The sequence below is a fragment of the Mesorhizobium sp. M0227 genome (genome assembly GCF_040321855.1).
Classification (GTDB): domain Bacteria; phylum Pseudomonadota; class Alphaproteobacteria; order Rhizobiales; family Rhizobiaceae; genus Mesorhizobium.
On sequence record NZ_JAMYSJ010000029.1, the window covers coordinates 53,189 to 75,986 of the forward strand.

Below are 22,798 nucleotides of genomic sequence, written 5' to 3' on the forward strand. Positions count from 1 at the left end.
TCCCTACTTCATCCAGGGCTGTAGCTTGAAGGCGCCGGTGGCGTATTTCTCCGGCGAGATCAGCGTGCGCTGGCCATCCCAGATCTGGAAGAAGGTGATCGGGATATAGTCGTCGCCCTGCGTGGCAAGGTGGGTGGCCGGATCGAACTTAAGCCGCCCTTCGGCGACCTGCTTGTCGGTTTCCGACAGCGCCTTCATGATCGCCGGATGGTCGGACGCGCCGCCGACTTTCTTGACGGCGTCGAAATAGACATTGGTCATTTCGTAGAGGCCGACGCCATAGGTGCCGCTCTCGACGCCGTATTTTGCCTTGAACTTGGCTGCCACCTCGTCGGCGCGCGGGTTCTTCGGCGTCGTCAACGCGCCGCCGAGCAGATTGTAGATGACACCATCCGACTTTTTGCCGGTCAGCTCGACGAATTCCGGAACGCTCGGCGCATATTGCAAAAAGACGAGGCTCTTGGTCGGCTGCTCGAGGAACTGGTTCAGGAACGACGCCGAATTGCCGGGCAGATAGTCGGTGTTGATGACGACATCGGGAACGTTCTCGCGCACCTTGGCGAGGATCGAGCGCCAGTCGGTCACTTCGCCGAAGGGCACGATCTCGTCGACGGTGATGGTCCAGCCCTTCTCCTTGAAGGTCTTCTTCATGCCTTCGGAGATGGTCTTCGAATAGGCGTTGTCGGACGAGATGATGGCGACCTTCTTGGTCGGCAGGGTGATCTTGCCATCGGCCGCGAGCTTCTCGACGAACAGGGTTACGTCGGTGTTGTAGGCGTCGAAGGAAGGCGTCAGCGACCAGCAGCACATATATTTGTCGGGGCTTGGCGCGATGATGTCCCTGGTCTGCTGCGAGGTGGCCGCCAGCATGTAGGGCATTTCCGCTTCGGCCATGTTGTCGATCTCGAAATTGGTCAGGCTGGCATAGCCGGTCAGCATGAAGTGCACGCCCGGATCGCCAAGCAGGCGCTCGACCGCGCTGGTGACGTTGCCGGCGGACTGATCCTTGACGTCGCCGACCACCAGTTCGAATGTATCCCCGGCAACGCCGCCGGCTGCGTTGGCCTCGTCGATGGCCATCTGCACGCCGCGCTGGAATTCCTGGCCGTCCGCCGCGGCAGGGCCGGTCAGCGGCGCAAGCAGGCCGATCTTGACGATTTCGGCAAAGGCGGGGGCGCCTGACACGGCAAACATGCCGATCAGCGTCGTGCTCATCAGCATATGGCGGATTCGACTTGCGGCGGATTTGGGCTTCATCGTGCTGTTCCCTGTTTTCCTCCCGTTCATCGGGAGTTGGATAATTGACAATCTACGCATAATTGTTCTTATTTGAAAAGGATTTTTCAACGCAACCTTGCCGGGAAGATGGTTCCCGCAAAGGTTTGGAAGCCGTGGCGCTTTGCCGCGCAACTGCATTAAAACAGGGCAATTCCCGACGGAGCGGACAATGACGATCTCGCAGAAGACCCTTGAAACCAGCCACGGCAAGATCGCTGTTCGCCAGACCAGTGGCCAGGGAACCGCTGTTATGCTGATCCACGGCAATTCATCTTCCAGTGCCGTTTTCCGCAACCAGTTGGACGGCCCGTTGGGCGAGCGCTACCACCTCATCGCTCCGGACCTGCCCGGCCACGGAGCGTCCGGCGATGCGATCGATCCGGAGCGTTCCTACAGCATGGAAGGCTATGCCGATGCCATGGCCGAAGTGCTCGGGCTGCTCGGCATCGACAAGGCCATCGTCTTCGGCTGGTCGCTCGGCGGCCATATCGGGCTTGAGATGATCGACCGCTTTCCCGGCCTGCTTGGCCTGATGATCACCGGCACGCCGCCCGTCTCGCCCGAGGAGGTCGGCAACGGCTTCAAGCCGAGCCCGCATATGCACCTTGCCGGGCAGGAAACCTTCACTGACGCGGATGTCGAGGCCTATGCGCGCAGCACCTGCGGCGAGCCGTTCGAGCCGTTTCTCATCGACACGGTGGCGCGCACCGATGGAAGGGCGCGGCGCCTGATGTTCGAAAAGTTCGCGGCCGGCACCGGGCGGAACCAGCGCGAGATCGTGGCCGGCAAGACGCCGCCGATCGCCGTTCTGAACGGCATCGACGAGCCATTCGTCAACATCGATTTCGTCTCCGCTGTGAAATTCTCCAATCTATGGGAAGGCAAGGCCCATCTGCTCGACAAATCCGGCCACGCGCCGTTCTGGGATTCGCCGGATCGCTTCAATCCGGTCTTCGCCCGCTTCCTGGCAAGCTTCGACAGAGCGTAGGTCCGTCGGAAAACCGGCGCCACAGACCCCGCCTTCGAGACAGGTGGGTGACAATCACGCGCACCTACCGTATATTGACATAAAGATATCCTTATGTGACATGAAAAGGCCTGTCGCCAAAGGGATAAAAAATGTCGCAGAATTCTGCATCGCTGGACGATTTGTTCGGCCCCGTCGCGGCAAAACCGGACGGCTCGGAAGTGCTTGCCGCGCTGACGGCAGCAGCACGCGAACGCATCCTCATCCTCGATGGCGCCATGGGCACGCAGATCCAGGGCCTCGGCTTTGACGAGGACCAGTTTCGCGGCGAGGCCTTCGCCGGCTGCGCCTGCCACCAGCAAGGCAACAACGATCTTCTGATCCTGACGCAGCCGAAGGCGATCGAGGAGATTCACTATCAATACGCCATCGCAGGCGCCGATATCCTCGAAACCAACACCTTCTCCTCGACCTCGATCGCCCAGGCCGATTACGGCATGGAGGATGCCGTCTACGCGCTGAACCGCGATGGCGCGCGGCTGGTGCGGCGCGCCGCTGTTCGGGCCGAGCAGCAGGACGGCAAGCGCCGCTTTGTCGCCGGTGCACTCGGGCCGACCAACCGCACCGCCTCGATGTCGCCCGACGTCAACAATCCCGGCTATCGCGCCGTGACCTTCGACGATCTGCGCCTCGCCTATGGCGAGCAGCTGCGCGGCCTGATCGACGGTGGCGCCGACATCATCCTGATAGAGACCATCTTCGACACGCTGAACGCCAAGGCGGCGATCTTTGCAGCGGAAGAGATCTTCATCGAGAAGGGCGTGCGCCTGCCGGTGATGATTTCGGGCACCATCACGGACCTCTCCGGCCGCACGCTGTCGGGCCAGACGCCGACGGCCTTCTGGCATTCGGTGCGCCACGCCAGCCCGTTCACCATCGGCCTCAACTGCGCGCTCGGCGCCAACGCCATGCGCGCGCATCTGGCCGAGATTTCAGGCGTCGCCAACACCTTCACCTGCGCCTATCCGAATGCCGGCCTGCCCAATGAATTCGGTCGGTATGACGAGAGCCCGGACTTCATGGCCGCGCAGATCGAGGAGTTTGCCCGCGAGGGACTGGTCAATGTCGTCGGCGGCTGCTGCGGTTCGACGCCCGAGCACATCCGCGCCATCGCCGAGGCGGTGAAAAAGTATCCGCCACGCGCCATTCCCGACATCGAGCGCAAGATGCGCCTGTCCGGGTTGGAGCCGTTCACGCTGACGGACGAAATTCCCTTCGTCAATGTAGGCGAGCGCACCAATGTTACCGGGTCGGCCAAGTTCAGGAAGCTGATCACGGCGGGTGACTATGTCGCCGCGCTCGACGTGGCGCGCGACCAGGTCGCCAATGGCGCGCAGATCATCGACATCAATACGGACGAAGGCCTGATCGATTCGAAGAAGGCGATGGTGGAGTATCTCAACCTGATCGCCGCCGAACCGGACATCGCCCGTGTCCCGGTCATGGTCGACAGTTCCAAATGGGAGATCATCGAGGCTGGCCTGAAATGCGTGCAGGGCAAGCCGCTGGTCAACTCCATCTCGATGAAGGAAGGCGAGGCGGCATTCCTGCATCATGCAAGGCTCGTGCGCGCTTATGGCGCCGCCGTGGTCGTCATGGCGTTCGACGAGGATGGCCAGGCCGACACCAAAGCGCGCAAGGTGGAGATATGCACCCGCGCCTACAAGCTTTTGACCGAACAGGCCGGCTTCCCGCCCGAGGACATCGTCTTCGATCCGAACGTGTTCGCCATCGCCACCGGCATCGAGGAGCACGACAATTACGGCGTCGACTTCATCGAGGCGGCGGGCGAGATCACCGCGACGCTGCCGCATGTCCACATTTCCGGCGGTGTGTCGAACCTCTCCTTCTCGTTCCGCGGCAACGAGCCGGTGCGGGAGGCCATGCATGCCGTGTTCCTCTACCATGCCATCCAGCGCGGCATGGACATGGGCATCGTCAATGCCGGTCAGCTCGCCGTCTACGATACGATCGAGCCGGCACTGCGCGAAGCCTGCGAGGATGTCGTGCTCAACCGCATGCCCAAGGCCGGCGGCACCGCCACCGAACGCATGCTGGAGATCGCCGAACGCTTCAAGGGCACGGCCGGCAAGGAAGCGCAGGAGCGCGATCTCGCCTGGCGCGAATGGACTGTCGAACAGCGGATCGGCCATGCACTGGTCAACGGCATCACCGAATTCATCGACGCCGACACTGAGGAAGCGCGGCTTGCCGCCGAGCGCCCGCTCCATGTCATCGAAGGCCCGCTGATGGCCGGCATGAACGTCGTCGGCGACCTGTTCGGCGCGGGCAAGATGTTCCTGCCGCAGGTGGTTAAGTCGGCGCGTGTGATGAAGCAGGCGGTGGCCGGGCTGCTGCCGCATATGGAGGCCGAGAAGGTGGCCAACGCCGCCAACGGCATCGACAATGGCGAACGCCAGACCGCGGGCAAGATCCTGATGGCGACGGTGAAGGGCGATGTCCACGATATTGGCAAGAACATCGTCGGCGTCGTGCTGGCCTGCAACAATTACGAGATCATCGATCTCGGCGTCATGGTGCCGGCAGCGAAAATCCTGCAGACGGCGCGCGACCAAAATGTCGACATCATCGGCCTGTCCGGCCTGATCACGCCATCCCTCGATGAAATGGTGCACATGGCCGCCGAGATGGAGCGTGAAGGCTTCGACATTCCGCTGCTGATCGGCGGCGCGACGACCAGCCGCGTGCACACGGCGGTGAAGATCCACCCGCGCTACAGCAAGGGGCAGACGGTCTACGTCACCGACGCCAGCCGGGCGGTCGGCGTCGTGTCGTCCTTGCTGTCGAACGAGAGCAAGGGCGGCTATGTCGACACGGTGCGCACCGAATACAAGAAGGTCGCGGATGCACATGCCCGCTCCGAAGCCGACAAGCAACGGCTGCCGCTGGCCAAGGCGAGGGCCAATGCGCACCGGATCGACTGGTCTGCCTACGAGCCGCCGAAGCCGTCTTTTACCGGCGTCAAGGTGTTCGAGAACTGGGATCTCACCGAACTCGCGCGCTACATCGATTGGACGCCGTTCTTCCAGACCTGGGAGCTGAAGGGCCGTTATCCCAAAATTCTCGAAGACGAGGCGCAAGGCGCCGCCGCGCGCCAGCTGTTCGAGGATGCGCAGGCGATGCTGAAAAAGATCATCGCCGAAAAATGGTTCGCCCCGCGCGGCGTCATCGGCTTCTGGCCGGCCAATGCCGTCGGCGACGACATCAGGCTGTTCACGGACGAAAAGCGGTCGCAGGAACTGGCGACCTTCTTTACCTTGCGCCAGCAACTGACCAAGCGCGACGGCAAGGCCAATGTCGCGCTGTCGGATTTTGTCGCGCCGGCCGACAGCGGAAAGCCCGACTACATCGGCGGCTTCATCGTCACCGCCGGCATCGAGGAGGTGGCGATCGCCGAACGGTTCGAGCGGGCGAACGACGACTATTCGTCGATCATGGTCAAGGCGCTGGCGGACCGCTTCGCCGAAGCCTTTGCCGAGCGCATGCACGAGAAGGTGCGCAAGGAATTCTGGGGTTATACTCCCGACGAAGCCTTGGCGCCCGACGAGCTGATCGGCGAACCTTACCGCGGCATCCGTCCGGCGCCCGGCTATCCGGCGCAGCCGGATCACACCGAGAAGGCGACGCTGTTCCGGCTGCTTGACGGTGAGGGCAATGCGGGCGTGAGCCTGACCGAAAGCTATGCGATGTGGCCGGGCTCGTCCGTGTCGGGGATCTATCTGTCGCATCCCGAAAGCTACTATTTCGGCGTCGCCAAGGTCGAACGCGACCAGGTCGAAGATTATGCACGCCGCAAGGCGATGCCATTGGCCGAGGTCGAGCGCTGGCTTGGCCCCATCCTCAACTACGTGCCGGCACACTACGCCGAGGCGGCTGAATAGCGACGGCATGCCCTCAACAGAATTTGCGCGGGTTCCCGGCTTGTGATCCATGGCGCGGCGGTTACACCTTCGCGGGCAGTCGCCTTTGCAGTTGGAGCGCCGAATGACCTTACTCACACGCCGCAGGCTTTTGAAAGCGGCCGCGGTTGCCGGGGCGGGCGGGGTCGGGCTTTCGGCCATGGGTCGGCTTGGCGGCTGGGCCGCTGCCACGCCTGAGCCGGTGGTTTTGCAGACGGCAAAGATCCAGGCGAAGCTGATGGATGTCGGCCAGACCAGGGATGTGCTGACCTATGGCAACGCCGGAATGCCGCCGGTGCTCAGGATGAAAAAGGGCGAGCCCTTCGCCGCGCGCCTTGTCAACGCGATCGACGATCCGACGACGATCCACTGGCACGGCATTCGTGTTCCAAACAAGATGGACGGCGTGCCGTTCCTGGTCCAGCCCTACGTCTACACCGGCGATCATTTCGACTACGCCTTCACGCCGCCCGACGCCGGCACCTTCTGGTATCACCCGCATTGCAACACGCTGGAGCAGATGGGTCACGGCCTGACGGGGGTTATCGTGGTCGAAAATCCAAGCGATCCGGAATTCGATGCCGAAATCGTCCTCAATTTGCGCGACTGGCGCCTCGGCGACGACGGCCAGTTCATTGACCAGTTCCGGCCGCGCGATGCCGCGAGAACCGGCACTTACGGCACGGTGCGCACCGCCAATTGGCTCGACCAGCCGCAATATGATGCGCCGGCCGGCGGATTGGCGCGGCTGCGCGTCGCCATCACCGACGTGACGCGTATCTACGCTTTTCGCATCGACGGTGCGGAGGCGAGTGTCATGGCGCTCGACGGCAATCCGGTGCCTGAACGTTTTTCGCCCGATGCCTTGCTGCTTGGACCCGGCCAGCGCATGGAGCTGGCCATACGCATGCCCGACGAGGAAGGTGCGATCGTCAGCTTGAGGGACGTCAGGGGCACCAAGCCAAAAATCCTGGCGACCCTGCGTGCGACTGGAAACTCGCTCAAACGGGACATTCGCGATCTCGCGCCGCTGGAGCTCAATCCGGTGGCGGAAGTGGATCTCGCCAGCGCCAGGCATATTTCCCTGGCACTGAGCGCCACGGCGGAAAACGTCCCGAGCGATGGCATCTGCGGTTCGCTTGGCTACAGTTTCTGGGCCATCAACAAAGTGCCGTGGCCCGGCGACACCAAGGATCCGACCGCGCCTCTGGCCGAACTGAAGCTTGGCCAAAGCTACGTCATCGACATGGAGAACCTGACGCCGCAATCCCATCCGATGCATCTGCACGGCATGAGCTTCAAGGTGCTGTCATCCTCGACGCGCCAGGTTCAGCCTGCGATTTCCGACACCTATCTCATCCAGCCCAACGAGAAGGTTCAGCTCGGCTTCGTCGCCGACAATCCCGGCGATTGGCTGCTGCACTGCCATATCATCGAGCACCAGAAATCGGGAATGACGAGCTATGTCAGGGTGGTGTGAAGCCGCGTCAGCCTGCGCGTAGCGTCTGTGCCGTCATTTGCGCAACTGCGCCTCGATCTCGTCCAGCACCTTGTCCTTGCCGATGCCGGTGAGGAAGGCGAGGCCCTTGATCACCGGCTTGGTCACCGAAGCGGAGATCGGTGTGGTTGCGACGATGAAGTCGACATTGTCGGCCAGTCCAGGCACTTCGGTGGCCTTTGCCTGCTGGGCGTTGAAGGTGAGGCCGCGTTTCTTCATTTCCTCGGTGACGGCGACATTGACCGCGGTCGAGGTGGCGATGCCCGTGCCGCAGGCAAAGAGAATGGTTTTCTGTCTGGACATCTCTGCTTCTCCTTGTTTCAGCCGAGTACGGCTCGCACGTCTTCGAGGGTTCTGGCCGACCTCAAATCATCCAAGGCTTGCGGGTTCTGGATGGTGGCCATGACGGCCTGCAGCGCCTCAATCTGCTTGTCCTTGTCGTTGATGGCAAGCAGGAAGACGAAGCCGACCGGCAGCATCTCGTCGGGATCCTCCATGTTGGCGAAGGTGACTGGTTGCTTCAATGTGCCCATCGCGATGCCAGGCTTCAGCACATGCTCCGGATCGGTGTGCGGCACCGCGACATTGTCGGAGCGTTCCAGCGGCAGTCCGGTCGGGATGGTCAATTCGCGGCGCACGACCGCGTCGGCATAGCTGCTTTTGACATAGCCAAGTCTCTCCAGCCGGCCCGCCAGGATGCGGATGATCTCCTCATTGGTCGAGGCATCGGATCCGAGCACGATCGCGTCGGGGTCCAGAAGCTGCATGAGGCCGTCGGACATTCTTTGCTCCGTCGATGAAATCGTGCGCCCCGGAAAGGGCGCACGATCGGTTTAAAGGGTGGACGCTATCAGGTCAGGCCGTCTCTTCGGCCGGCTCGTCCTCGGCGCCTGCGGCCCGCTCCCAGCCGAGCGGATTGCGGCGGTAGAGGACAAACAATGCCGCGATGACCACCGCGATCACGATGATGCCGACAAGCCCCATCCCCTGGATCGCCTCGATGACCACGTAAGGCACCCACAGGAAGCCGTCGACCACCGAGGTGATCTGCAGCGCGTCCGCCGGCAGCTTGAAGCCCGATGCGACAGCAGCGCTTGTGAACAGCGGCGCCAGCGCGTTGGCGACGTAGAAGCCGATGGCCAGCGTCACCGTGCCGATCACCACCATGCGGAACACGTTGCCTTTGACCAGCGGCGCGGTCATGGCGACGATGAAGGGGATGACCGCGAGGTCGGCGAACAGGATGACGCGGTTGCCCGGCAGGATGATGGACAGGATGATTGCGATCGGCACCAGGATCAGCGACGACGAGATCGCGGCCGGATGGCCGATCAGGATCGCCGAATCGAGACCAACGAGAAGCTCTCGGTCACCGGTGCGCTTGCGCACGAACGCCTGTGCGGCGTCGGAGACGGGGATCAGCCCCTCCATCAGGATCTTGACCATGCGCGGCAGCAGCAGCATCACCGCGGCCAGCGTCATGCCGGTGCCCAGAACCTTTGCCAGCACCACGCTGAGATCACCCGCATTGTAGAAGGCGATCGCACCAAGCACGAGGCCGATGATGAGGCCCATCACGACAGGTTCGCCGAACACGCCGAACCTGCGCTCGATGGTGTCCGTGTTGATGTTGATGCGGTTGATCCCGGGAATGCGGTCCATGATCCAGTTGAGCACAATGGCGATCGGCAGGATCTGTGCCGAGGCGAGATGCGGCACCGAAATGCCGGGCACGCCGTAGAACTGCTGCACCGCGCGCGCGGACCAGTCGGCGAACAGCAGCGAGAGTGCTGCGACAAGTGCTGCGACCGCGATGCCATAGGCCAGATTGTCGGTTGCGGCGACCACCAGCGAGCCGACAAAGGCAAAGTGCCAGAAATTCCAGACGTCGACATTGAGCGTGCGCGTCATGCGTGTCAGCAGCAGCACGATGTTGACCAGGATGCCGACCGGAATGACCCAAAGGCCGACCGATGAGCCGAAGGCGATCGCGGCCGCGGAGGGCCAGCCGACATCGATGATGTCGCGATGAATGCCGGTGTTGGTGACGATGGCCTTGGCGACGTCGCCAATCGACGTGAACATCAGGCCAAGCACCAGATTGATGCCGATGAAGGCGACGCCGATGGTGACGGCGGCGCGAAAAGCCTTGCTCACTTTGGCGCCCAGAACCACGGCGATGATGAAAATGACGATCGGCAGCAGGATCGTCGGGCCAAGCGTATCGATGGCCCCTTTGAGGCCCGCGAGAACAGTATCCATTTTTCCTCCCCTGGAGCCGCGAGCCTTCGCTCGACGCCTCGCAATGATGCTCCATCCAGCCTTTGACGCCGTGGCGCAAAGACACTCCCCAATTTGCGCCAGAGGCGAATGCTTCCCGACTGTCGCGTCGGTGAACATTTGCCTTTGTTGACAAACGAATGTTTTATTGGGGTTGTTCGCTGCGATGTCAATTGGTTGCGCTTCGGCCAATCGAGCCCCGAAGGACGTCCCTTCCGAGACGATTTCGTGGAAATTGCCGGTCGAGACCGGGTTTCGTTGGCAAATAGAACCCGTTCCCTGCTATCCGATCCCAAATCACGAAGCTGTGGACATTCTTGCATGACCAACGTCGCCCTGACCGGCCTTGCCCGTGATCTCGCCAGGCGTGCCGCCGAAGGCCGCCCGGTGCGCATTGGTGTCATCGGCTCGGGCGAAATGGGCACCGATCTGGTCACGCAAGGCATGCTGATGCCAGGCATTTCGATCTGCGCCGTCTCGACGCGCCGCCCGCACACCGCGCGCGATGCCATCCGCATCGCCTATGGCGATGAAGCCATGGCGGTCGAAGCCGACACCGCGTCGAAAGTCACCGGCGCCATCGAGAGCGGCAAGATCGCCATCACCTCGAACGAGATGCTGGTCACCAATCCGTTAATCGACGTCGTCATCGACGCCACCGGCAAGCCGGGTGTCGCCGCCGACTTCGACCTCATGGCGATGGAGCACGGCAAGCATCTTGTGATGATGAACGTCGAGGCCGACGTCACCATCGGTTGCTATCTGAAGCAGCAGGCCGACCGGCTTGGCGTCGTCTATTCGTTGGGTGCGGGCGACGAGCCGTCGAGCTGCATGGAACTGATCGAATTCGCGTCGGCGCTCGGGCTGACCATCGTCTCGGCCGGCAAGGGCAAGAACAACCCGCTCAAACACGATGCCGTACCGGACGACTATCGCGCCGAAGCCATCCGCCGCAACATGAACCCGCGCATGCTGGTCGAGTTCGTCGACGGTTCCAAGACCATGGTCGAGATGTGCGCCATCGCCAACGCCACCGGGCTGGTGCCCGACGTGCCCGGTATGCACGGCCCCAAGGCCGACCGCGATGATCTCGCCAAGGTGCTGATCCCGCGCGAGGATGGCGGTCTGCTGTTGAAGAAAGGCGTCGTCGACTACACGGTCGGCAAAGGCGTCGCGCCTGGCGTCTTCGTCATCGTCGAGGCGACGCATCCGCGCATCATCGAGCGCATGGACGATCTGCATGTCGGCCACGGCCCCTATTACAGCCTGTTCCGGCCCTATCATCTGACGTCGCTGGAGGTGCCGCTGACCGCCGCCCGCATCGTGCTTTTCGGCAAGCCCGACATGGTGCCGCTGCCGCGGCCGGTCGCCGAAGTCTGCGCCGTCGCCAAGCGCGACCTTGCCGCCGGCGAGACCTTCGATGCGATCGGCGAGACCTGCTACCGCTCCTGGACCATGACCGTCGGCGAAGCCCGCGCCCGGCGCGCTGTGCCGGTCGGCCTGCTCGAGGGCGGCAAGGTGCTGAAACCGGTCAGGAAAGGTGAGTTGCTGACGTCAGACAATGCGGCGCCCGACCAGACGACAAGGCTGTTCGCCTTGCGCCAGCTGCAGGACGAGATGCTGTACGGAAGATAGTCCGTTGTGGCACTGTCATGACGAATGCACTATCTTGTAGTGGCAAATGTCACTGAGGACAGGCCAATGAACCTCCAGATCAGGGATCCGCGCGCCCGCGAACTGGCGCGGCGGCTCGCCGCCAAACGCAAGATTTCCATGACCGAGGCGGTCATCGAAGCGCTTGAGTCTGAATTGAAACGGGAAAGCGGACGCGTTCCTCTAGCGGATCGACTTGCTGCCATCGCCGAGGATCTTAAGGCCAAAGCCGGCCAGGGCGGCCGCCCTGTAAGTAAGGATGAGATCGACGACATGTGGGGACATTCCTGATGTTCGTTGATACCTCGGTGGTTGTCGCAATTCTTTCGAGAGAAGGGGACGCCGGCGAATGGAGCAATCGAATCCAGGCAACACCACGCAAAATAACCTCAGCACTAGTCGTGCTCGAAGCAGCAATGCGGCTCTCCACCATGCTTGCTGTCGAGCCTGTTGTTGTGGAAGCGGCGATAGAGGCGTTTCTGCGTGAGGCCGAAATCGAAATCGTGCCGATCGACGCTGGTGACGCCAAGCTCGCGGTCCAGGCCTTTTCAGACTATGGAAAGGGACGCGGGCATCCCGCACAGCTCAATCTCGCCGATTGCCTGTCCTACGCTTGCGCGAAGAGCCACGGCTCAGTGTTGCTCTACAAGGGCAATGATTTTTCGCGTACGAATCTCGCTTAGCGGGACGTCCGCTCTATTTCCCCAGCTCGACAGACCGCAACCGCGCCGCCTCCACCGCCTGCGTCAGCAGATTTGTCAGCCGGTCCTCGCCCATCAGCACCTCCAGCGCCGCGGCCGTCGTCCCTTTGGGGCTGGTCACCTGCTGGCGCAGCACGCCCGGCTCCTCGCCGCTTTCGGCGGCGAGCGAGGCGGCGCCGTAGACGGTCTGCATGGCGAGCAACTTGGCGGTCGCCGTCGGCAGACCGGCCTTCTCGGCGGCGACGGTCAGCGCTTCGATGAAATGGAAGATGTAGGCCGGTCCCGATCCGGACACGGCGGTCACCGCGTCCATTAGGCCCTCGTCGTCGATGGTGGCCACTTCACCGCTCGCTGACAAAAGGTCGGCGACGAAACGCTTGGTGTCATCCGACACGAGCTTGTTTGAGAACACAACCATCATGCCTTTGCCGATCGCCGCGGGCGTGTTGGGCATGCAGCGCACGATCGGCGCGCGGTTGCCCAAGATTTCCTCGAAGGTGGCGGCAGGCGTGCCAGCGGCGATGCTGACGAAGGTGGTGCGGCCGTCGCCGAAACGCTTGTAGGCGGAGGTGACATCGCGGATCACCTGCGGCTTCACCGCGATGACTACGAGATCGGGCACGGCGTCTGCTGGAATATCGCCGGCATCGGCTGATGTGCCGCAGCCCAACGCTGCGGCGCGATTGCGCAGATCGGCATTGGGCTCGACCACGAAGACCGCTGATGGCGCAAGCTTGCCGGATTTCAGCCAGCCCGAGAGCATGGCGTAGCCCATATTGCCGCAGCCGGCGAGAACAAGTCTGATCGTCATCGAAAGCCCTCCGAAGGAAGCCATCACATAGACGCTGGCGCTTCCCTGGGGAAGCCCTGTCAGGATGGACGGAAAGATCGCGAGCCACGATCGGGATCGCGTACCGCGATTGGCTGCAGCGACACTTGCCTGAGGCCAAGCACGCCGAGCACGAAGAACAGCCAGACCGGGTCGCCGCGATGGAAGAAGAAGCTTTCGAGGAAGGCGTTCAGCGCCGTGAACAGCACCACCATCATGAAGAAGTCGCCGAGAAAGATGTTTTCCCTGCGCAACGGAATTCGCATGTAGTCGCGTAGCGGCGCGATGAGGAAAGTGTAGACCGCCACGCACAGTGCCGGAATGCCCATCAGCACGGCGATGTCGAGATAGCCGTCATGGCCGTGCACGATGGTCCTGATGTCCCACGGCCGGTCGAAGGGCTGATCTTGGTTGAGCAGCAGCGGCGTGCCCCAGAAGCTTTCATAGCCGTAGCCGGTCCATGGCTTCTTCGCCAGCATGCTGCCGGCGAACTCCCACAGCGTCGTGCGGCCGGTATAGGTCATGCCGGGGAAATAGATCGCCGCCAGATGTTTTACAGGCGGCAGGAAGACGATGCCCAGCGTGCCGACCGCTGTCGCGACGATCGCCAGCGCAAACAGGATCGGCGTGCCGAGCCGCATGCCTATCAGGCTCGGGAACATGACGATCAGGATCGAGAACGGCACCAGGCCGGCTGTCGTCTTGGAGCCGGTGTGCAGCATGAAGATCATCGCAGCGAAGAAGATCCCGGCACCCCAGTAGCGCTGCCCGCGCCGGTAGAGATAGAGGCCTGCGAAGCTGAGGCAGGCCATGATCGGCCCGGCGATGTTCTTATGGGTGAACACGCCGCGCCACAGGCCGGCATGTTCGGGCTCCTGCGAGTCGGCGGTGTGCATCGCCTCGTGCGGAAAGACGATGAGGCCGAGATAGGAAAGGCCCATGACAACGACGGCGGTGAAGATGATCACCTTCGAGAAGGCCTCGGCGTCGCGCGGCAGCACCAGGATCGTCGCCATCGTCAGGATGCCGATCAGGGTGAAGGAGGCGGCGCGCATCGCCGAAGGCGGATCGGTCGACAGGATCACCGAGAGGAAAAAGAAACCCAGCATCAGCACCCAGGACGGGCTGAGCAGCGAGCGCACCACGCGCGGATCGGCAAAGGCCATCAGCGAGAAGATCGACATGGCGCCGAGCGAACCGAAGCCAAGCTGGTTGACGATGTCGCCGCCTTGACCGGTGAGTTCGGCGCCGCCCGGCTGGAACGGCCGGAAAGACACCATGATGACGGTGAACAGCAGCGCGGCAATGGCGGTGGCCACGCCTTCGCGCGTGAACGCGTCGCTGAGCGGCGCGCGCTCAGTTTTTCTCAGGCTGGCGGTATTGCTCATTGGCATATCCGAATTCGGCCAGCACGCGGCCCAGCGCCACATGGACGGGGTAGATGGCGATATCAGGCGATCCGGTCCGCGCCAGCCGGATCAGGCCGCGAAACGGCGAGGCGGCAAGCAGTGCCAGGCTCTTCAGCAACACTTTGGCGCCGGCCATTGGCGTGCCGGCGCGCTTCTTCTTTTCGACCAGTGTCGAGATGACGCCGTTGCGCAGGCTGCGGGCACGGATCCAGTCGGCTTCGATACGCCGCGCCGGAACGGTTTCCAGCACCTTGGCCTCGGCGCACCAACCCAGAACAAAGCCCTTTTGCGCCGATCGGCTGAGAAAGTCGGAATCGCCGCCGCCCATGAAGTTGAATCTGAGATCGAGAAAGGGCGGACCCATGGCGATCAGCACGTTGCGCCCGACCAGAAGATTGCCGGACGAATAGAGCGCCGGCACGCGTCCGGTTTCCCGGTAAGGCGGCGCGAACACCGGATGCTCTGCCCATCGCGCATGGGCGGGGTCGGCAAACACGGGCACCTGCGGGCCGCCGACGATATCGGCGCCGAGCGTTTCGGCAGCCCGGCACATCCGCTCCAGCCACTGCGGATCGGCGATTTCGTCATCGTCGATGACCAGCAGGTGTCTGAAGTTCGGGAATTGCAGGATGGCCGTCTGCCAGCCGGCATTGTAGGCGCTGCAATTGCCGCGCTCATGCGCGATGATCACCAGGCCCGACATTTCGCCCCGCTCGAACAGCGGCAGCGCTGCCTTGGCACCGGCCCGCGCCTCGGCTTCGTTTTCCATGACGATGACGGCAAAGCGCCTGCCGGTTTGCTGCGCGCGCAGCGACGCCAGCGTTTCCAGCACCTGCTCGGGGCGCTTGAAGGTAGGCAAGGTGACGACGGCTTCGACGGCCTCGACGTCAAGCCGCGGCGTGCGTCCAGCGATCGATACCGAACCGTCCGATGGCAAAGGGATCATCCGTGTCCAGCCACATGGTGAGTTGGGCTCTGGTAGCACCACGGTGATAAGGTTTCGTTAATCACCTTGCACGGAGAAGCCCGCCAGACAGGGACTTTCGGCCGTCGAATGTGCTGGCTTAATCAAGGGTTCACCGCACTTTGCTACCGGCTACACCACAGGATAGGTGAGATGCATCTGCTGTTCGCCACATCGATCGTGCCCGACGGCGCACTCGCCTCGGGCTACGAGATCGCCAACGCTGCGATCATCGCTGCCTTGCGGCGCGCTGGCGCGCGCGTAACCGTCATCGGCTTCACCTGGCCGGGGAAGCCCGCGGCCGACCCCGAAAACACCGTGGTGCTGGGTGCCATCGACGTGCGCACGGACAATGCCTCCGCGCGGCAAAAGCTGGCCTGGGTCGGCAAGGCGCTGCTTTCGGGTCTCACCTTCGCGTCGGTCAAGCTGCGCGCCGTGTCCGACAGCGATGTTCTCGCTGCCATTGAGCGCGCTGGACCGGTTGATGGCTATGTCCTGAATTCCGTGCAGTTCGCCGGTGCCTTCGAAAAACTGTTCACCGACCGGCCTTCGATCTTCGTTGCCCACAATGTCGAGCATCTTTCGGCGCGGGAGAATGCCGCTGCCGCTGGCAGCCTCTTCCAGCGCCTGCTGTTTCGCCGCGAGGCGAGGCTGCTCAAGATCGTCGAAGAGCGTCTCTGCCGCCGGGCGCGCTTCGTCTTCACCCTGGCCGAAGAAGACCGCGCCGCCCTCGGTGTCGCCTCGCACGACCGCTCGGCGGTGCTGCCACTGGTGACCGGTGCCCACGCGCCAACCCTGAAAGGCCCGCGCCGCATCGACTGCGACGCCGCCCTGATCGGCACCTGGACCTGGCAGCCGAACCGCATCGGCCTCGACTGGTTCCTGGGCAAAGTCGTGCCGCATCTGCGGCCCGACTTTCGCATCCGCATCGCCGGCCACATGCCTTCGGGCGTCACGTCGAAGCATCCGGGTGTTGAATTTGTCGGCCGCGTGCCCGACGCGCAGGCGTTCGTGCGCGGTGCTGCCGTCATTCCGCTGATCAGCACCGCAGGCAGCGGCGTCCAGTTGAAGACAATCGAAACCTTCGAGCTCGGCCTGCCTTCCGTCGCCACCAGCCGTTCGCTGCGCGGCATCGACCACCGTCCGTCCAATTGCGTCGTCACCGACGATCCCGCCGCCTTCGCCAGGGCACTCGAGGCCGCGGCGGCCGACATCCGCGACGTTGACGGCAGCGCGTTCCGGGGCTCGCAGGTCAAGGCGCTCGACGCCGCCATCCGGCTCGGCCTCGAAAAACTCGCTCCCGTCAGGCAGGAGGCGTTTGCGTGAACATGCATTCCGCCCGCGCCGCGTCCGGGCTCGACAAGCTGAAGACGATCCTTGGCATCCCGGTGGTTGCGGTCCGCTGGAACGATGCCATCGCCCTGCTGAACCGGTTGATTGCCGAGCGGCGCTTCACCAAGGTCAGTTTCCTCAACGCCCACAACGCCAACATCGCCTATACCGACCCGGTGTTCGCCGAGGCACTCGATGATTTCCTCATCCTGCCCGACGGCATCGGTATCGATCTGGCGGCGAGACTCCTCTACGGGGCGCCATTTCCCGACAATCTCAACGGTACCGATTTCGTCCCGGCCTTCCTGCAGGCCTCAACGACGCCGCTCACCGTCGGCCTGCTCGGCGCGACGCGCGTCAATGCCGAAGCGGCGTCGGTCAAGCTGGCCGCATTGGCGGTGCAGCACAGCTTCGTGGTGATCCATGACGGCTATTTCCCTGCTTCGCAGGAGCAGGAAATCGTCGACCGGATCGCCGCGCTTCGGCCCGACGTGCTGCTCGTCGCCATGGGCGTGCCACGCCAGGAATTGTGGATCGAACGCCACATCGACGCGCGCCATTGCACGCTGCCGATCGCCGTCGGCGCGTTGCTTGATTTCCTGAGCGGCGCGGTGCCCCGCGCGCCCTTGTGGATGCGCCGGCTGCGGCTCGAATGGCTGTTCCGGTTGGCTGTCGAACCGAGCCGCCTGTGGCGCCGCTATGTGGTCGGCAACCCCCTGTTCCTGCTGCGCGTCGTCAGGCAGAAATTCTCGCGGACACCCGAAGCAGCGAGGGATATCAAGTGAACAGCAGGTTCGTGCCAGGTGCCGCTGTCGAGCCAAGCCCGCTGCGGCAGACACCGACGGCGGCAATCGTGACGGCAAGCTACGCGCCCGACTTCGAGCGCTGCCGCCTGCTGTGCGAGACACTTGATCGCCACGTTTCGGGCGCGGCGCACCATTACATCCTGGTCGAACATCGCGACGTCAGTCTGTTTCGCCAATTGGAAACCGGCCGCCGCACGGTCGTCGACGAGCGTGAATTGCTGCCGCGCTGGCTGCACGCCGTCGACGATCCGCTCAGCCTGTTTCGCCGGCGCGTCTGGCTCAGCCTGAAGACCCAGCCGCTGCGCGGCTGGCATGTGCAGCAATTGCGCCGCATCGCCATCTCGGGGCATGCATCTCAAGACGTGCTCATCTTCTGCGATTCAGACGTCGCTTTCCTCAAACCTTTCGACTGCGGCGCCTTCTGGCGCGACGGCAAGGTGCGCCTGTTTCGCCGCGACGGTGTCCTGGCGGACGAAGGTCATGAGGAGCATCGCATCTGGTCGCGCAATGCGGGATCGGCACTCGGCATCGACCCGTCCCGGACGTCGATCCATGACTATATCTCGACGCTGATCGCCTGGCGGCGCGACACCGTGCTGGCCATGTGCGCCGAGATCGAGAAGGTCCATGGCCGCGACTGGATCGAGGTCGTCGGCTCGGCGCGCAAATTCTCCGAATGCATGATCTACGGCCGCTATGTCGACGATCTGCTGGAGGGCGCCGGCCACTTCCACGGTTCGGAAGAATTCTGCCGCGTCCACTGGACCGGCGAAGCGCTTTCGGATGACGAGTTCCGCCGCTTCGTTGCCGCCATGGCGCCGGAGCAGGTGGCGATCGGCATGCAGTCCTTTATCGGCACCGAGATCGGCCGCATCCGCCGACTGATCGGGCTAGTCCGCTCTTAGTGCTAAATCGCCTTTGCCGGCTTGCGCATCGCCGAATAGGTGAGCAGCGCCGAGGCGAGATACAGAAGCAGGAAGACGACATTGAGCGATAGCACCAGATTCGGCGTGTCGAGGATGGTCGTCAGCACATAGGTCAGCAACAGTGCCTTCAGCGCGGCGAGCAGGCCGAGATTGAGCGCCCGTACCAGCGTCTGGCCGCGCGCGAACAAAAGTTCGGCCTGGTATTCGACAAGATTGCGCAGTCCCGGCACGCAGATCGCCAGCACCACCAGCGGGGCAGCCTCGGCGACATTCTTGCCGAGTGCGTTGGGGAAGAAGTGCAGCACGATGCCAAGCGTCAGCAGCGCTGCCGTGGAGACCGCGAACACACCGCCTTCGATGCCGCTCTTGACCGCCAGCCGTGACAACAGTTCCGGTGCGCGCATCATGCGCTGCACCAGCATCATCGAGAAGGTGCGGATCGGAATGGCCGTCAGGTCTACCAGCCGCATGATGATGGCGTAGATGCCAGCCAGATGCGGGCCGCCGATCGCCAGCACCAGCAGCTTGTCGAACTCCATCTGCAGGTAGAACAGCACTTCGGCGCCGGCCACATAGATGGAATCGGCCAATCGCCGAAGATACAGAGCGACCCGCAGCCGCAGCCTCTGGCGCGGGTAGAAGAAGCCGAAGGCAATCAGCAGCGAGGCGGCATTGGCGCCGATATAGAACCAAGACCATATCCAGACGCTGTGTTGTGCTGAGAACATGAACAGCACCGCGCCGAGCGCCCGCAGCGCGGTCGCCAGGATGGCCAGCAGCGCGGCGCGGCCGAATTTGCCCAGGCCGTTGTTGACGATCAGTGCTACCTCGACCGGCCGCCACAACAGCGCTTCGGCAAAGACGATTGCCGCAAACACCGACAGCGGCACGGTGTCGGCGAAGAAAAGCAGATAGACGCCGAACGAGGCCGCGGCCAGCAGCGGCAGCGACAGCACGCCGAGCAGCAGGAAGCCGGCGGAGAAGATGCCGATCAGATTGGGGCGGATGGTGGCGGTGCGGTAGAGCGCCGAGATGAACCCGAAAGCGAGGATGCGCGACAGCATGACACCGGCCGCCGATGCGGTGGCGAACATGCCGAATTCGGAAATGGACAGCGTGTTGGCCAACGCGATGAAATAGGCCAGCGAAAACACCAGTCGCCCGCCGGCGCCGCTGATCGCCGAGAAATAGTCGCGAAGCAGCCCCCGTCGTTCGGCCAAAAAGCTGCCGATCCGGGCGAGGGGCCGCCTTTGCGGTATGTCACTGGCCTGCGTCATGTCTCGAGGAGAGCCTAGGCCGGAAAACTTAACGTGCCGTTCTGGAGCTTGGGCTTGTGTCGAAAATAGATGCAACCGAAGCGAGAAACCGACGCTTCGGCGCGGGAAAATTAACCTTTTGTTTTCCATGCCTGTTTAGCGTGGCTTAACGAATGGCCAATCGCCGTTTGCAGGTCGCCAAAGGTAAAGTTCCAGACGATGGTCGACAGGGAAAACCGCGAAGACTGGAAGCGCGAGCGCTCATTGCTGGCGCTTGGCCAGGCTGTGCGCGGCGACGAACCCGACGCGTCCCTGGTCTCGATAGGCGATCGGGCAGACCCGTCATGGCGCGAGGATGCCGCCACCCGTCATCGCCTCGCCCGTTCGCAGCGCGAGGCGCGCAACCCGAAACTGTCGGATCCGGTCGCAACCGACGGGGATCAGGAGCGGGCTTCATCGCCGCACCGCGCGCAAACCACGCCACGGACACAAATCAGTGCCGCCGAAACCGCTGGCGCCCGTCGCGCCGATCATGCATCGGAACCTTACGCTGCGGGCGACGCGTCGGTATCCCGAAACGACGGCATGGACAGCCAGCAGTGGAAGCCGCTGATCGACCCGATGCAGGTCGTGCGCGGTGTCGGCAAGTCGAAGCTGCTGATCGTGACGACGACGATACTGGGCGCCGCGCTCGGCATCACCATCGCGCTGTCGACGCCGAAGAAATACGAAGCCACCACCGAACTGATCGTCGACCCACGCGACCTGAAGCTCACCGATCGCGACCTCACCCAGTCGGTCGTGGCTTCCGATGCAACGCTGGCCATCGTCGAGAACCAGGTCCGGGTGCTGACATCAGGCACCGTTCTCAACAAGGTCGTGGACAAGCTCAATCTGGTCAATGATCCGGAATTCAATGGGCAAGGCGGCGGCGGCCTCAGCGTCATGTCGCTCATCCGCTCCGTCCTGTCCCGCAATGACGGGCCGGGCGGTGTCGACGACGCCCGCCGCCGCGCGCTTGCTGTCGGCAATCTGGCCGAGAGCCTTTCGGTCGAGCGCGGCGGCAAGACCTTCGTCATCACCGTCAGTGCCACCACGCAGAATGGCGAGAAATCGGCCCTCATCGCCAACACGATGACGGATGTCTTTCTGCAGACTTTCGGCCAGATACAGTCGGACACCGCAGGCCGCGCCACCGACGAACTGACGGCCCGGCTTGACGAGTTGCGCAAGGGAGTCGAGGCCGCCGAGCGCAAGGTCGAAGATTTCAGGGCCACGCACGACCTTGTCGACGCGCAGGGCCATCTCATCAGCGATGACGAGATGCTGAAGCTCAACGAGCAACTGTCGATTGCCCGCGCCCGCACGCTGGAGCTGAATGCCCGGGCCGCTTCGGCGCGGTCGGTCGACGTCAATTCGGTCCTCACCGGCACCTTGCCGGAGGAGATCAACTCCAACACGATGAGCGATCTGCGTTCGCAATATGCGTCGCTCAAGCAGGAGGCTGACCGCGCCGCCATCCGGTTCGGCCCGCGTCATCCCGAACTCCAGGCGCTCAATGCCCAGATTGCCGGCGCACGCGACCGCATCGCCGCGGAGCTGCGCCGTATAGGCTCGTCGCTGCAGGTCGACCTCAAGCGCGCGGTCCAGCTCGAACAGGACCTTGCCTCTCGCCTGGCGCAGCTGAAGGTCCGCAGCGGCGACGTCAACAGCGACCTGGTGTCGATGCGCGAACTGGAGCGCGAGGCGACCGCCAAGCGTTCCGTCTACGAACAGTATCTGCTGCGCGCCAAGGAAACCGGCGAGCAGAAGGACATCAACACAGCCAACATCAACGTGATCTCGAAGGCCTTCGCGCCGCTCGAGGCAAACGGGCCGTCGCGGGTCGTGGTCGCGCTCGGCGGCCTGTTGCTGGGCTTTGCCTCCGGCATTGGCCTCGGAGCCATGCGTGGCGCCTATGAGAGCCTGCGTGACACCGCCAATTCGCGCTCGCGCCGCGACCATGGCACGGACGAACGCCGGACGCCTTACGAAGACAAGGCATATCGGGCAGCGCCGCCGGCGCCGCCACAAACACCAGCGCCGCAGCCATCGACACCCCCGCCTGCATCACCACCGCCGGCCGCGCCACCGCCTGTCCAGCAAGCCGAGGTCTCGCCGGCCGAAGGTCCCGGCCGGATCGGTGCCTTGCTGTCGAGACTGCATAAGTCCGTCTCCCGCAGGCCATCCCGGGAGGAGCCGTTCGATACCGTTGAATGGGCCTCTGCCGAAAACGCGAAACCAATGCAGGATCCGCAATACCGCGCTTATCCCCAGTCGGCGCCGGCCTTCGAGCCTCGGCAGGCGGCCGCGACAGCATCCCCGGCGCCGCCTTTCCAGCCCGGCGGCCATCCGCAGCAGGCGGCGCAGCCGCCACTGCCGCCTCCCATGGTGCAGCAGCGGCCATATTCCGGGCCGCAGCTCTATCCCTACGCGCAGCCATTGGGCTACGCGCAGCCGCCGGGCTATCCCTATTCGCAATCCATGCCGGCCGCCAATGCCGGGCAGCAGCCCGATCCGGCTCAGCCTGCTTCCGAGTCCTATCCACAGCCGCCCCTCCCGCAGCAGCAGACGCCTCAGCCTCATCAGCGATCGGCGGAGCCTTCGCGGGCCGTGGAGGATGCCGAGCAGCAAGCGCCAATCGAGGAAATCCGCGCCAGCCTGCGCGAATTCCGCGAAGCGGTTCGCGAACTGACCGAGAGCCGCGCGCGCCGCCGCTACTTCTGAGCCAGAAAATTCTTCCAGGTGCCGTACAAAAACATGCCGGTTTCGCGTAAACGGCATGGGACGGCGCTTTGGCGGGATTGCATGTTGGAATTTTCGTGAAAATGCCGCGCTGTGAAAGATCGAAAAGTGCGTCGCTTTCGGAAGCGACGCACT

At 63.4% G+C, this 22,798-nt stretch carries 18 protein-coding genes; 10 read left to right on the top strand and 8 right to left on the bottom strand.

The features are described 5' to 3' along the window. Nucleotides 1-3: 3 nt before the first annotated feature. Nucleotides 4-1,257 (bottom strand): ABC transporter substrate-binding protein, encoded by a 1,254-nt coding sequence (locus NKJ00_RS27235; protein ID WP_352611470.1) that lies wholly within the window; start codon nucleotides 1,255-1,257, stop codon nucleotides 4-6. Between the two features lie 190 nt (nucleotides 1,258-1,447). Here NKJ00_RS27235 and NKJ00_RS27240 point away from each other — a divergent pair, with 190 nt between their 5' ends. From NKJ00_RS27240 to NKJ00_RS27250, 3 genes are all read left to right on the top strand, one after another. After that, a complete protein-coding gene (locus NKJ00_RS27240) occupies nucleotides 1,448-2,266 on the top strand; it encodes an alpha/beta fold hydrolase (RefSeq protein ID WP_352553706.1) in 819 nt (272 codons plus the stop codon). A 131-nt stretch (nucleotides 2,267-2,397) separates the two neighbouring features. Further along, nucleotides 2,398-6,207: a methionine synthase gene (gene metH / locus NKJ00_RS27245; RefSeq protein WP_352631981.1), complete on the top strand. Its 3,810-nt coding sequence runs from the start codon at nucleotides 2,398-2,400 to the stop codon at nucleotides 6,205-6,207. Between the two features lie 103 nt (nucleotides 6,208-6,310). After that, nucleotides 6,311-7,705 carry a multicopper oxidase family protein gene (locus tag NKJ00_RS27250; protein ID WP_352553702.1) on the top strand — a complete coding sequence of 465 codons (1,395 nt, stop codon included), beginning with the start codon at nucleotides 6,311-6,313 and terminating at the stop codon, nucleotides 7,703-7,705. A 33-nt stretch (nucleotides 7,706-7,738) separates the two neighbouring features. Here the strand turns inward: NKJ00_RS27250 and NKJ00_RS27255 are convergent, their stop codons facing one another. The 3 genes from NKJ00_RS27255 to NKJ00_RS27265 form a co-directional block, all read right to left on the bottom strand. Further along, the gene (locus NKJ00_RS27255) at nucleotides 7,739-8,026 is read right to left on the bottom strand and encodes a PTS sugar transporter subunit IIB (RefSeq protein WP_023809203.1); all 288 of its coding nucleotides are present in this window, start codon (nucleotides 8,024-8,026) and stop codon (nucleotides 7,739-7,741) included. A gap of 17 nt (nucleotides 8,027-8,043) precedes the next feature. Beyond that, on the bottom strand, nucleotides 8,044-8,505 hold the full coding sequence (locus NKJ00_RS27260) for a PTS sugar transporter subunit IIA (protein WP_127267974.1): 462 nt from the start codon (nucleotides 8,503-8,505) through the stop codon (nucleotides 8,044-8,046). A 73-nt stretch (nucleotides 8,506-8,578) separates the two neighbouring features. After that, on the bottom strand, nucleotides 8,579-9,985 hold the full coding sequence (locus NKJ00_RS27265; protein ID WP_352553700.1) for a PTS galactitol transporter subunit IIC: 1,407 nt from the start codon (nucleotides 9,983-9,985) through the stop codon (nucleotides 8,579-8,581). A 339-nt stretch (nucleotides 9,986-10,324) separates the two neighbouring features. Between NKJ00_RS27265 and NKJ00_RS27270 the strand changes: the two genes are divergently transcribed. The 3 genes from NKJ00_RS27270 (at nucleotide 10,325) to NKJ00_RS27280 (ending at nucleotide 12,339) form a co-directional block, all read left to right on the top strand. Beyond that, on the top strand, nucleotides 10,325-11,638 hold the full coding sequence (locus tag NKJ00_RS27270; protein WP_352553698.1) for an NAD(P)H-dependent oxidoreductase: 1,314 nt from the start codon (nucleotides 10,325-10,327) through the stop codon (nucleotides 11,636-11,638). Between the two features lie 66 nt (nucleotides 11,639-11,704). Beyond that, nucleotides 11,705-11,947: a type II toxin-antitoxin system VapB family antitoxin gene (locus NKJ00_RS27275; RefSeq protein ID WP_352553696.1), complete on the top strand. Its 243-nt coding sequence runs from the start codon at nucleotides 11,705-11,707 to the stop codon at nucleotides 11,945-11,947. Continuing rightward, nucleotides 11,947-12,339, top strand: coding sequence for a type II toxin-antitoxin system VapC family toxin (locus tag NKJ00_RS27280; protein ID WP_352553694.1), 393 nt, complete (start codon nucleotides 11,947-11,949; stop codon nucleotides 12,337-12,339). Before NKJ00_RS27275 ends, NKJ00_RS27280 begins: the two co-directional genes overlap by 1 nt. A 13-nt stretch (nucleotides 12,340-12,352) precedes the next feature. Here NKJ00_RS27280 and proC read toward each other — a convergent pair whose 3' ends face one another. The 3 genes from proC to NKJ00_RS27295 are packed head-to-tail and all read right to left on the bottom strand — an operon-like array spanning nucleotide 12,353 to nucleotide 15,541. Then, nucleotides 12,353-13,168 (bottom strand): pyrroline-5-carboxylate reductase, encoded by an 816-nt coding sequence (gene proC / locus NKJ00_RS27285; protein WP_128302663.1) that lies wholly within the window; start codon nucleotides 13,166-13,168, stop codon nucleotides 12,353-12,355. 59 nt (nucleotides 13,169-13,227) lie between these two features. Continuing rightward, complete coding sequence (locus tag NKJ00_RS27290; RefSeq protein ID WP_352611472.1) at nucleotides 13,228-14,574, bottom strand: O-antigen ligase family protein; 1,347 nt, start codon at nucleotides 14,572-14,574, stop codon at nucleotides 13,228-13,230. Next, entirely contained in the window at nucleotides 14,543-15,541 is a 999-nt protein-coding gene (locus NKJ00_RS27295) for a glycosyltransferase family 2 protein (protein ID WP_352611473.1), read from the bottom strand. The genes NKJ00_RS27290 and NKJ00_RS27295 overlap by 32 nt, the downstream gene beginning before the upstream one ends. A 171-nt stretch (nucleotides 15,542-15,712) precedes the next feature. On the opposite strand from NKJ00_RS27295, the gene NKJ00_RS27300 reads away from it, so the two are divergent. From NKJ00_RS27300 to NKJ00_RS27310, 3 genes are read left to right on the top strand one after another with little or no spacing between them, the layout of a single operon-like run. Continuing rightward, on the top strand, nucleotides 15,713-16,885 hold the full coding sequence (locus NKJ00_RS27300; protein ID WP_352611474.1) for a glycosyltransferase family 4 protein: 1,173 nt from the start codon (nucleotides 15,713-15,715) through the stop codon (nucleotides 16,883-16,885). Further along, nucleotides 16,882-17,676: a WecB/TagA/CpsF family glycosyltransferase gene (locus tag NKJ00_RS27305; RefSeq protein ID WP_023809196.1), complete on the top strand. Its 795-nt coding sequence runs from the start codon at nucleotides 16,882-16,884 to the stop codon at nucleotides 17,674-17,676. Before NKJ00_RS27300 ends, NKJ00_RS27305 begins: the two co-directional genes overlap by 4 nt. Next, entirely contained in the window at nucleotides 17,673-18,602 is a 930-nt protein-coding gene (locus NKJ00_RS27310) for a DUF6492 family protein (RefSeq protein ID WP_352611475.1), read from the top strand. The genes NKJ00_RS27305 and NKJ00_RS27310 overlap by 4 nt, the downstream gene beginning before the upstream one ends. Before the next feature lie 2 nt (nucleotides 18,603-18,604). Here the strand turns inward: NKJ00_RS27310 and NKJ00_RS27315 are convergent, their stop codons facing one another. Continuing rightward, nucleotides 18,605-19,900, bottom strand: a complete 1,296-nt coding sequence (locus NKJ00_RS27315; RefSeq protein WP_352611476.1) for a lipopolysaccharide biosynthesis protein — start codon at nucleotides 19,898-19,900, stop codon at nucleotides 18,605-18,607. A 198-nt stretch (nucleotides 19,901-20,098) separates the two neighbouring features. Between NKJ00_RS27315 and NKJ00_RS27320 the strand changes: the two genes are divergently transcribed. Beyond that, nucleotides 20,099-22,645 (top strand): GumC family protein, encoded by a 2,547-nt coding sequence (locus tag NKJ00_RS27320; RefSeq protein ID WP_352611477.1) that lies wholly within the window; start codon nucleotides 20,099-20,101, stop codon nucleotides 22,643-22,645. Nucleotides 22,646-22,798 lie beyond the last annotated feature (153 nt).